Origin of the sequence: Caballeronia sp., from assembly GCF_049581465.1 — a bacterium.
GTDB lineage: Bacteria > Pseudomonadota > Gammaproteobacteria > Burkholderiales > Burkholderiaceae > Caballeronia.
This window is the reverse complement of the sequence record NZ_JBAUSA010000815.1, coordinates 1-8843: the sequence shown is the minus strand read 5'-3', so window position 1 is coordinate 8843 and position 8843 is coordinate 1. Positions and strand designations below refer to the sequence as shown.

The following is an 8843-nucleotide window of genomic DNA, read 5'->3' as shown; positions in this document are numbered from 1 at the left end:
GTATCGGCGAATGGCAGGCCCGGTTGTACACCGCGTTGACAGGCTTCGCGGGCGTGCTGCTGATCGGCTATACGGGTGCCCGGGTGTTCAACGGCGTGACCGGCTTCTGTGCGGCCGTGGTGCTCGCGACGGCGCCGTACTGGAACCTGATGGGCCATTTCAACACGCTCGACATGGGCCTGTCGTTCTGGATGCAATTGACGCTTTGCAGCTTGCTTCTCGCTCAACGCCCAAACTTGCCGACGCGCGAAGTGCGGCTCTGGATGTGGCTGTGCTGGGCTGGAATGGCGCTCGCGCTGTTGTCGAAAGGCCTGGTCGGGCTGATCCTGCCGGGTGCCGTGCTGGTGCTCTACACGCTGGTCGCCCGCGATTGGGCGCTCTGGCGCCGTCTGTACATCGGCAGTGGGTTGATCATCTTTTTCGCGATCGCCACGCCCTGGTTCGTGCTGGTCCAGATTCGAAACCCCGAATTCCTGAATTTTTTCTTTATCGTGCAGCAGTTCCAGCGCTATCTCACGCCGGAGCAGAACCGGCCCGGCGCTTTCTACTATTTCGTACCGGTGCTGCTTGTCGGATTCCTGCCGTGGCTTTCGGTCAGCTTTCAGAGTGTGCGCCACGCGCTGAAAGCGCCCCGTCAGCCGAACGGGTTTGCGCCCGGCATGTTGCTCATGGTCTGGTCCGCGTTCATCTTCCTGTTTTTCAGCGCGTCTCACTCGAAGCTGCTTTCGTACACGTTGCCGGTGGCGCCCGCGCTCGCGTTGCTGATAGCCAGTTATCTGCCTGTGCTGACGCGTGCGCAGTGGCGTCGGCATCTCGTCGGATATGCGCTGTTTCTAGTGGCGGCGGCGTTCGGGGCGATCTCGCTCGGCAAGATGGGCAGCGCTCACTCGCCTAACGCGCTGTATCGTGCGTTCCAGGTCTGGGTATATGCCGCGCTGGCCGTAGGATTCGTGGTGACGCTCGCCGCCCTATGGATCAACCGCCGTAGCCAGATTGGGGCCGTCGCGCTTCTCGGCGCTGCCTGGCTGTTGATCGGCACCATTGCTGGCACCGGTCACGACGTATTCGGCCGTGAAAGTTCCGGCGTGCTGATGGTTCCTGCTGTCAAGGCGGCCATGGCGAAGCTGCCGCCCGACACGCCCTTTTATTCCATCGCCAAGCTCGACCACACTCTGCCGTTCTACCTCGGCCGGACCATGATCATGGTCCAGGAAGCAGACGAACTGGGTTTCGGGGTCAAGACCGAGCCGCAAAAATGGCTGCCGAGCATTGACGACTGGATCCGGGTCTGGGATTCGCAACGCTACGGTCTTGCATTGCTGCCGCCCGCACGATACGACGAAATGGTGGCGAAACATGTGCCCATGCAGGTCATCGCGCGGGACGATCGGCGGGTAATTGTAGAAAAGCCGCAACCCTGAAACAATCGCGCCCCTGCAGCCTCGTCAAGCGGCCGCCGGGCCGGCTGGGCATGACTGGCGTGGCGCCGCATGAAAGGGCCCGCATGAAAAACACTATTACGGTCCACGATGAACCCGATATCCTTGACTTGTATCGTCATTGGCGTTTTGTTGAACGCCTGTGCTCAATTACTACTCAAAGCTGGCGTGAACGCTGTCGGCCACTTCGAGTTCACTCGCGCGAATATCTTGCCGATCGGGTTCAGGATCGCCACGCAATGGCCGATCATCGGGGGCCTCACGTGTTACGTGTTCAGCGTGGTGGTGTGGATCGTGGGATTGTCGCGGGTCGACGTGTCCATCGCCTATCCCATGCTCTCGCTCGGCTATGTGGTGAACGCGTTCGCGGCCTGGTACCTGTTTGGCGAAATCCTGTCGGTGCAGCGACTGGTGGGCATCGGCATTATTCTGATAGGCGTCGCAATATTGGCGCGCGGGTGAATCTGACGGACGTGGACCGGGCCAGCTAGCCCGGCGCCGCGCCCCATTGTGATTGAGAAGTCATTGACAAAAATTCCAACGCCTACTTTCTTAGTTGAATCTTCCATGACCCAGAACGTGCCCGCCTCAACGCTGCCTTTTCTCCCCTTCGTTCGCGCCGAAATCGATGAAGAAACGATCCAGGGCGTGGTCGATGTTTTGCGCTCCGGGTGGATCACCACCGGCCCACAGAACACGCAGTTCGAAGCGCAGTTGTCGGCGTTTTGCGGCGGACGCCCCGTGCGCACGTTCAACTCGGGCACGGCGACCATGGAAGTCGGTTTGCGCATAGCGGGCGTTGGCCCCGGCGATGAAGTCATCACCACGCCCATGACCTGGGTATCGACCAGCAACGTGATCATCGAAACGGGCGCGACACCGGTTTTCGCGGATATCGACCCGGTAACGCGCAATATCGACCTCGATCTGCTCGAAAAAGCCATCACGCCCCGTACCAAGGCCATCATTCCAGTGTATTTGTCCGGACTGCCCGTCGATATGGACCGGCTCTACGCCATCGCCCGCGCGCATGGCTTGCGCGTGGTCGAAGACGCCGCGCAGGCGTTCGGGTCGTCGTGGGGAGGGAAAAAGATCGGCGCGTTCGGCGACATGGTCTCGTTCAGCTTCCACGCAAACAAGAATGTGACGTCGATCGAAGGCGGCGCGCTTGTCCTGAACAACGAGGAAGAGGCGGTGCTCGCACAGAAATACAGGCTGCAGGGTATTACCCGCACGGGTTTCGACGGCATGGATTGCGATGTTCTCGGCGGGAAATACAATCTCACGGACGTGGCTGCCCGTGTCGGCCTGGGCCAGCTCAAGCATGTAGCGCGTTTCACGGAACAGCGGCGCAAACTGGCGCGTGCCTACTTCGAGCACTTCGCGGGCGGTGCAGCATTGCGCACGGGCGTCGAGTTGCCGGTGCGCAATTTCACCGACAGCAACTGGCATATGTTCCAGATCGCGCTGCCGCTTGAGCGCCTGGCGCTTACGCGCTCGGAGTTCATGGCGCAGATGAAGGAACGTGGTATTGGGACCGGCGTGCATTACCCGGCGCTGCACTTATTCACGCTGTATCGTGCGCGCGGCTTTCACGAGGGCATGTTCCCGCACGCGGAGAAGTACGGTGCATCGACGGTCACATTGCCGCTCTTCACGCAAATGACCCACGACGATGTGGCGCGCGTCGTGCATGCCGTCAACGAAATCTGCGCCGCGAACACGAAGTGAAACACCACCTGAAGTACCGCATGGAGCACCACCCGAAGCGACCCGAAGCGCGACTTTGAAGCGCGCGAACTGGCCGAAAAAACCAGTTTCAAACAGACAAACCAGCTAGCGGAACCATCGCCAACATGAGTCAAACGGATTTTTTACCGGCAGGACCCGAATTAACCGTCGTGGTCCCGGTGTACAACGAGGAAGCGGGCCTCGCCGAACTCTTCTCACGCCTGTACCCTGCGCTCGACGCGCTCGGCACCCCGTATGAAGTGATCTTCATCAACGACGGCAGCCGCGACAAATCGGCGGCGTTGCTCGCCCAGCAATTCCACGCGCGTCCGGACACCACGCGCGTGATCCTGCTGAACGGCAATTATGGCCAGCACATGGCGATCCTCGCGGGCTTCGAACAGTCGCGAGGACAAAGTGTGATCACGCTTGACGCCGATCTGCAGAACCCGCCGGAAGAAATCGGCCGGTTGCTGGCGAAGATGCGCGAAGGCTACGATTACGTCGGCTCGATTCGCCAGCAACGTCAGGACAGCATGTGGCGCAAGAAAGCGTCGCGGCTGATGAACCGGCTGCGCGAACGGATCACGCGCATCAAGATGACCGACCAGGGCTGCATGTTGCGCGGCTATAGCCGGCACATCATCGACACGATCAACCGTTGCGGCGAAATCAACACGTTTATCCCGGCGCTCGCGTACACGTTTTCGCAGAATCCGATCGAAATCGACGTCGCCCACGAAGAGCGGTTCGCGGGGGAGTCGAAGTATTCGCTCTACAGCCTGATTCGCCTTAACTTTGATCTGGTTACCGGGTTTTCAGTCGTGCCGCTGCAATGGCTGTCGTTCATCGGTGTGATTTTGTCGGTGGCATCGGCCGGCTTGTTCGTGTTGCTGCTGGTTCGACGCTTCATGTTCGGCTCGGAAGTCGAAGGGGTGTTCACCCTCTTCGCCATTACGTTCTTCATGCTCGGCGTGATCATCTTCGCACTGGGCCTGCTGGGCGAATATATTGGCCGGATTTATCAGCAAGTCCGCGCTCGACCGCGATATCTGGTGCAGACGATCCTGGAAGAACGCGATGGCCAGCCCGCGCGTGTCGTCCCGACGCAGGAAGCGGTAATCGCGGTTTCACGCGAAGACAACCTGCTATGAATCCTGCCGTGAGGCCAGTCATGAACCCATCTGAGCAGCCTGCGACCAAACCACGCGCCGTCGTGTTCGCGTATCACAACGTAGGCGTACGCTGCCTTCAGGTTTTGCTGGCACGCGGCGTGGATGTCGCGCTTGTCGTCACGCACGAGGACAATCCGGCGGAGAACATCTGGTTTGGTAGCGTGAAATCGGTCGCGGAAGATCATGGTATCGATGTAATCACACCCGCTGATCCGGCGGCACCGCAGCTTCACGAAGCGATTGAGCGAATCGCGCCGGACTTCATCTTCTCGTTCTATTACCGCCATATGCTGCCGGTCGGACTGTTGGCGCTTGCTGCACGTGGCGCGTACAACATGCACGGCTCGCTGCTTCCCAAGTATCGAGGGCGAGTGCCCACCAATTGGGCCGTGCTGAACGGCGAAACGGAAACCGGCGCGACCTTGCATGAGATGGCCACAAAGCCAGATGCCGGTGCGATTCTCGGCCAGACTCCGGTCCCCATTCTCCCTGACGACACCGCCGCGCAAGTCTTCGACAAAACCACCGTCGCGGCCGAGCAAACCTTGTGGCGCGTGCTGCCGGCGTTGCTGGCGGGCGAAGCGCCGCATCTGCCGAACGATCTGTCCAAGGGCAGCTACTTTGGCGGCCGCAAGCCCGAGGATGGCCGGATCGACTGGTCGAAAACCGCACAGCAGGTCTACAACCTGATCCGTGCCGTCGCGCCGCCGTATCCCGGCGCGTTCACGGATATAGGCCAAGACCGCTTTAGCGTCGCGCGCGCCCGCCTCGTACCGGAAAGCGGCACCCGGACTGTCTCGACCGCCGCGCTACGCGAACTCTCGAATTTGCCCGCAGGCTTGCACCTGTTGGATAATGCGCTGTTTGGCGTATGCGGCGATCGCGGCGTCATCGCCATATACGAATTGCGGCACTCAGTCGTGGACCCAAGCCTGCCGGGTTCATCGAATGGGCGACCGAATACGCCTCAAAACGCATTGCCCAACACCCTGCCTAATGCCGGCGATGAACGTGTCGTCAGTCCCGCCGAGTTCGGCCGAATCACTCAATCACTTCGCCATTCATGAAAAAAGTCCTGATCCTGGGTGTCAACGGCTTCATCGGCCACCACCTCTCAAAGCGCATTCTCGAAACCACCGATTGGGAAGTCTTCGGCATGGACATGCAGCGCGATCGTCTTGGCGACCTCGCCAGCCACGAGCGCATGCATTTCTTCGAAGGCGACATCACGATCAACAAGGAGTGGGTCGAGTATCACATCAAGAAATGCGACGTGATCCTGCCGCTGGTCGCCATCGCGACGCCGGCCACCTACGTGAAGCAACCGCTGCGCGTGTTCGAACTCGACTTCGAAGCCAATCTGCCGATCGTCCGTTCGGCCGTGAAATACGGCAAGCACCTCGTGTTTCCGTCGACCTCCGAGGTCTACGGGATGTGCACCGACGAACAATTCGATCCCGAAGAATCGCTGCTGAGCTATGGCCCGATCAATAAGCCGCGCTGGATCTACGCATGCTCCAAGCAATTGATGGATCGCGTGATCTGGGGTTACGGCATGGAAGGCCTGAACTTCACGCTGTTCCGTCCGTTCAACTGGATCGGCCCGGGACTCGACTCCATCTACACGCCGAAGGAAGGCAGCTCGCGCGTGGTCACGCAGTTCCTCGGGCATATCGTGCGCGGCGAGAACATCAGTCTCGTCGACGGCGGCGCGCAGAAACGCGCCTTCACGGATATCGACGACGGCATCGGCGCGCTGATGAAGATCATCGCGAACAAGGACGGCGTGGCGACGGGCAAGATCTACAACATCGGCAATCCGAGCAACAACTTCTCGGTGCGTGAGCTCGCGAACAAGATGATGAAGCTCGCGAACGAGATTCCTGAGTACGCCGAAAGCGCGAAGTCTGTGCAACTGGTGGAAACGTCGTCGGGCGCGTACTACGGCGAGGGTTATCAGGACGTGCAGAATCGCGTGCCGAAAATCGACAACACCATGGAGGAGCTCGACTGGAAGCCGGTTGCCACGATGGACGACGCATTGCGCAAGATTTTCGAAGCGTATCGCGGCGATGTCGGCACCGCACGCCGCCTCGTTGAACCCCAGAACTGAAGGGTAGCGCGTGGCTCGCATCTGTCTGAAAATCGACGTCGATACCTTGCGTGGAACGCGTGAAGGCGTGCCCAATCTCGCGCGCCTCCTCGACAAATATCACGCGCGCGCCACGTTCCTGTTCAGCCTCGGGCCGGATCACACCGGCTGGGCGTTGAGGCGCGTGTTTCGACCGGGGTTCCTCAAGAAGGTATCGCGGACATCGGTGGTCGAGCACTACGGCATCAAGACGCTGATGTATGGCGTATTGCTGCCGGGGCCGGATATCGGTCGCCGCGCCGTGGCCGAGATGCGCGCGATCCACGAAGCAGGCTTCGAATGCGGCATCCATACGTGGGATCACGTCTACTGGCAGGACAATGTCCGCACCGGCAGCCGTGAATGGACGACCGCGCAGATGCAGCAGAGCCACGCGCGTTTCGTCGAGATCTTCGGCACGCCGCCCGGCACGCATGGCGCGGCCGGATGGCAGATGAACGGCCACGCGTTCGAACAAATCGATGCCTGGGGCATGAAGTACGCCTCCGATGGCCGCGGTCACACGCCCTACATTCCGGTGCTCGACGGCCGGACGCTCCATCACATCCAGATGCCGACCACCCTGCCTACGCTCGATGAAGTGCTTGGCGTCGGTGGCGTGGACGAAGGTAATGTGGCGGCGCATTTGCTGCACCTCACGTCGAATCCGCAGCACGATCAGGTCTACACGCTGCACGCCGAACTGGAAGGACAAAAACTGGCCGGGGTATTCGAGCAATTACTGGCAGGCTGGGCCGCTCAAGGCCACAGCTTTTGCACGATGGGCGACTATCATGCGACGCTGGACCGCGCGAGCTTGCCCACGTACCCTGTCGCGTGGGGCGAGATTCCAGGGCGCGCAGGCGAGTTGATCTTGCAGCCGGGCTGATTTTTTTAGATCTTGCCTTCGGATATTCACTCGATCCGCACCCACCGCTTAAGCGTTCTCGCGTCCGTCGCCATGGCGCAAGAGAACGCTCCAATCGATAAAAACCGGAGAACACTTCGTGCCGATCGCAGTAGATCAACCTGTCCCCGATTTCATCGCGCCCGCGACCGGCGGCGAATTTTCGCTGTCGAGCCTGCTAGGCAAGAAGGTCGTGTTGTTCTTTTACCCGAAGGACAATACGCCAGGCTGCACGACCGAAAGCCTGCAATTCCGCGATCTTTATGCGCAGTTCCAGGCGGCCGGCGCTGAAGTCGTCGGCATCTCGCGCGACAGCGTGAAATCGCATGACAACTTCAAGGCAAAACTGGAATTGCCCTACACCCTGGTGTCCGACGCAGACGAAGCCATTTGCACGCTCTTCGGTGTCATCAAAATGAAGAAAATGTATGGCAAGGAAGTACGTGGAATTGAGCGCTCGACCTTCTTGCTGGACGCTTCCGGCGTGCTTCGCCGCGAGTTCCGCGGCGTCCGGGTTCCGGGTCACGTCGAGCAGATTGTGGAGGCTGTACAAGCGCTTTGAGGCACGTTATATTGATTCGCAATGAGCGCCTGCCCTTCCCTCCATTTCTCTTCCCGTAGCGCCGGCTATCGCGCGGTTTTGCACGCGACCGGCTTGGCTGAGTGCACCACAAGAGCCACTTTAGCCGGGGCCACGTCAACCGCGCCGCTGTCGAGCGTGCTTTGTCCGCAACAGGAAGCCAAGGCGAATCAGGCGCCTGCCGAATTGATTGCTGTGGAGCCGCTGGTCCCATCGTATGGGGCGGCGGCTTTTTTGTTTGCGGGCTTTTGTTCAGGCACGATCCGTGTGACCCCTCCCATATTTCATCTTCCGTTCCACCCTCAGGACGCAACTTCCAAGGAGCCGATCGAAACCTAGGCGAACCGGCGTTTTCGACCCCAAAGCGCGTCTCCGGGCGCAACCTGCATTCAGGTCCGGTTTTTAGCTGGCCACGCAGGATGCGACAGGCGGCGCACGATATACGATCCGATTCCTTTCGAGGGAAACCATGCCTTTGCCTACCGCACCCGTCAAGCTCGGCAACCTTCTGCCGGCTGAAGAATACAAGGCCAAAGCCCGGCCTGCACGATCATCGAAGAAACAGGCAGGCGAAGGCGATCAGCCCGAACCCGCCGTGGCCGTAGCCGAATACGGCGCAAGCGTCGGTGGTTCACGACCGGCTGCCGCGAACACCGCCAATACGTTGCGCGCCATCGCGAGCGAGACGCTCGCGAACGCGGCAAAAGGCTCAGCCGTCGAAGCATCCGATGCAGCCCCCGCCGCGCGTACCCGTCGTGCCAAGCAAACCGCCGCATTGTTGCAGCCCGCTGCCGCTCCGGCCGAACAGGTCGAAACGGCTCAACCCGCCGTCGCCCGCCAACAGCCGGTTGAAGCGCGCCACGTTCCGGCGCCGGAAGCC

Annotated in this window: 8 protein-coding genes and 1 pseudogene; all 9 read left to right on the top strand. The window is 60.5% G+C overall.

What is annotated here, in order from left to right:
• The coding region (locus WCA53_RS20070) for a glycosyltransferase family 39 protein (RefSeq protein WP_423914699.1) at nucleotides 1–1421 on the top strand (1421 nt) is incomplete at its 5' end.
• A 108-nt stretch (nucleotides 1422–1529) separates the two neighbouring features.
• The gene (locus tag WCA53_RS20065; protein ID WP_423914694.1) at nucleotides 1530–1901 is read left to right on the top strand and encodes an SMR family transporter; all 372 of its coding nucleotides are present in this window, start codon (nucleotides 1530–1532) and stop codon (nucleotides 1899–1901) included.
• A 105-nt stretch (nucleotides 1902–2006) separates the two neighbouring features.
• Nucleotides 2007–3170 carry a DegT/DnrJ/EryC1/StrS family aminotransferase gene (locus WCA53_RS20060; protein WP_423914690.1) on the top strand — a complete coding sequence of 388 codons (1164 nt, stop codon included), beginning with the start codon at nucleotides 2007–2009 and terminating at the stop codon, nucleotides 3168–3170.
• A gap of 125 nt (nucleotides 3171–3295) precedes the next feature.
• Complete coding sequence (locus WCA53_RS20055) at nucleotides 3296–4324, top strand: glycosyltransferase (protein WP_423914688.1); 1029 nt, start codon at nucleotides 3296–3298, stop codon at nucleotides 4322–4324.
• Nucleotides 4325–4344: 20 nt separating this feature from the next.
• Nucleotides 4345–5412 (top strand): formyltransferase, encoded by a 1068-nt coding sequence (locus WCA53_RS20050; RefSeq protein WP_423914686.1) that lies wholly within the window; start codon nucleotides 4345–4347, stop codon nucleotides 5410–5412.
• Nucleotides 5409–6458, top strand: a complete 1050-nt coding sequence (locus WCA53_RS20045; RefSeq protein WP_423914684.1) for a bifunctional UDP-4-keto-pentose/UDP-xylose synthase — start codon at nucleotides 5409–5411, stop codon at nucleotides 6456–6458. Before WCA53_RS20050 ends, WCA53_RS20045 begins: the two co-directional genes overlap by 4 nt.
• A gap of 10 nt (nucleotides 6459–6468) precedes the next feature.
• Nucleotides 6469–7365 (top strand): polysaccharide deacetylase family protein, encoded by an 897-nt coding sequence (locus WCA53_RS20040; RefSeq protein WP_423914680.1) that lies wholly within the window; start codon nucleotides 6469–6471, stop codon nucleotides 7363–7365.
• A gap of 118 nt (nucleotides 7366–7483) precedes the next feature.
• On the top strand, nucleotides 7484–7945 hold the full coding sequence (locus WCA53_RS20035; RefSeq protein ID WP_423914675.1) for a peroxiredoxin: 462 nt from the start codon (nucleotides 7484–7486) through the stop codon (nucleotides 7943–7945).
• Nucleotides 7946–8432: 487 nt separating this feature from the next.
• Nucleotides 8433–8843, top strand: a pseudogene (locus WCA53_RS20030) (PhoH family protein); the annotation flags it as partial.